Annotated in this window: 3 protein-coding genes; 2 read left to right on the forward strand and 1 reads right to left on the reverse strand. The window is 34.8% G+C overall.

Annotated elements, in window-relative coordinates:
* Together ACJML3_RS02330 and ACJML3_RS02335 are read left to right on the forward strand one after the other, a co-directional pair.
* The coding region (locus ACJML3_RS02330) for a hypothetical protein (RefSeq protein WP_406020255.1) at window positions 1-191 on the forward strand (191 nt) is incomplete at its 5' end.
* Between the two features lie 272 nt (window positions 192-463).
* The gene (locus tag ACJML3_RS02335) at window positions 464-1165 is read left to right on the forward strand and encodes a hypothetical protein (protein ID WP_406020257.1); all 702 of its coding nucleotides are present in this window, start codon (window positions 464-466) and stop codon (window positions 1163-1165) included.
* 43 nt (window positions 1166-1208) lie between these two features.
* On the opposite strand, the gene ACJML3_RS02340 is transcribed toward ACJML3_RS02335, so the two are convergent.
* Window positions 1209-2513: DNA topoisomerase (locus ACJML3_RS02340; RefSeq protein ID WP_406020259.1), on the reverse strand; the 1305-nt coding region annotated here is incomplete at its 5' end.

Raw genomic sequence — 2513 nt, forward strand, 5'->3', positions numbered from 1 at the left:
TTTCTACAGTATTTTCCTTATCTGGTGAAGCTAGCGAAGATGAATCTGATGTGATCACTACATTCGCCATCTACGATGAAGATGGTAACCTGATTACATTCTCCCATCACCAAATTATCTGTACTCTCAACAAATTGATCCTTACTCAACTGATAAGGGTGATAGCGAGCTTGATTTCTATACAAAACTAGAAAAACTTTTACTAACACCAAATCTTAAGATATTTACATGGTCCGTTAGAAATCTTTCTATTATAGAAAGCATTGCCTATAGAACACTTCAAGAAAAGAATCTGCTAGACAGTATCAGTAATATTACTGATATTAACAAGGTTTTAAAGGTACACGAAATATTTGATACAGGAGAGTGCTTTAAATCAGATAATCTTATTGTATGTGCACAAAAATACGGTTTTGTTTCAAATAAAGATGAAAGTGACTATATAAACCGTCTTAATGCGCTAATGCATCTTGTAAAGCATCTAGAACAGGTTAATCCTCAATTATTAAGATATACCTTATCTGATAGGGAAAACAAAATATCTGAAGTTAAGGATGCTATAAGCAAAGGCAACTGTCTTGTTAATTATTCAACAAAGCATCATGAACTTGAGATTTTAAAACCAATCATATGTAATGATGTTTACATAAAGGCAAATTATTTTGATGGTGGCAGCGTTACTGAAAAATACTACTCTTTTAATAATGCCAATCTTTTTGCACCTGTAAAAGTACTAACAGATAAAAGACAGAAGCTTATTAACATAGATGTAGCATCAATCTTAAGTTTACTTAACAATGCTACTGCAGATAATAACTTTGCTCCTTTTAGTTTACTAATCAATAGAAATAAAGCTTATACACCATCTGACATTCAGTTTTTCAATCAATGCCAGACAATGAACAAGTTTGTTATTGATGAAGCGCCTCTTAATTGTTCACATGATTTTAGACAGTACATTTTAAAATTCAGAGGAAACAATTTTAAGAAGACTCTTATAGATACAGAGCTTAATCAGTACTATAAAATCTGTATTAATGAAATTAGAAAGCAGTCCAGGATATACAGCAGTGAACTTAACTCTCTTATTTCTATCGATGATGGAAAGAATGAAAAGACTGTAAAGATAATCAATTCTCTTGTCAGCTACATAAATGATCTATAAAAAAAATCTGAGATTTTTAATCTCAGATTTTTTATCCTACTATCTATTTTGCAGCTTTTTTACCTGCAGTTTTCTTTGTTGTACTCTTTTTTGCAGTTGAGCTTTTAGTGGTCTTTTTGGTACTTGTTTTTGAAGCACTCTCCTGTATTTCCCACTTCTTCTCATCCTCATTATAGAATGCTACAAAGCTTGTATTCTTTCCATTTGCATCAAGAGACATGACATACTGCTTTTTACTCTTTCTTGAAAAACGCACTTCAGTCTCATTACCATCAGCATCATAAGCAGGTGCATCACATAAATAATGAAATTTTGGTGATATTCTGTCTTTGAAGCGTAATAGCTCTAATACCTTAGGAGGTCGTGTCTCTCTGACCTTTGGGAAATTATGAGCTGCAAGGAAAAGACCTGAAGCTCCATCTCTTAGAACATAATGAGCACCAGCAGCCTTACATTCAAGCTCAGGCAGATCAACAGGATCTTCTTTTGGTGGAGCTACCTGACCATTTTTTAAGATCTTTCGAGTATTGCCACAGTCCTTGTTTGTGCAGGCCATATATTTTCCAAAACGACCTTCTTTTAAAACCATTGTTGAGCCGCACTTTTCACATGGGATCTCAGGGCCTTTCTCAATTTCAGAGTCAAAAACACCTGTTTCCATGAGATATCCACCACAGTTAGGAGTAGAACACAGATGGAGCTTATGCTTTTCATCAATGATATATGAATCCATTACGCTATGACATTTCTCACAGCGTGGACGACTTCTTAGAATATTTGCCTCTTCTTCATCTGTAAGATTTGACTTGTTAAGAGAACTGATATCCAAAGAACGCAGATTGAGTGTCTTGTGGCATCTGTCCTGAACTTTCTTAACTGATTTGTCATAAAAACCAAGACATGACAGGAACATACCAGTTTTACCTGACTGCACAGCCATATTGAATTTCTTACACTCAGGGCACTTGAAATTCTTAATCTCTAAAGGAGAATTCTCAGGCATACCTCCATCATCAAATGGTTTTTGAGCTTCAGTTAATTCCTTTTCAAAGCTTGAATAGAATTTATCAAGACTGTTTATCCAGTCAATTTTTCCATCTGCAATTTCATCTAAAGAATCTTCCATAGAAGCGGTGAAATTCTTATCCATCAGATCTTTAAATGAGAATCTCAGACGGTCAGTTACAATCTCACCCATTCTCATAGCATAGAAGCGACCTGAAACAATATTCACATAGCCTCTTTCCTGAATGGTTGAAATGATAGAAGCATAAGTAGATGGTCTGCCAATACCATCCTTTTCCAGCTCTTTTACCAAAGTTGCTTCAGAGAAACGTGCAGGTGGCTG

Source organism: Succinivibrio sp. (genome assembly GCF_045124615.1).
Lineage (GTDB): Bacteria > Pseudomonadota > Gammaproteobacteria > Enterobacterales > Succinivibrionaceae > Succinivibrio > Succinivibrio faecicola.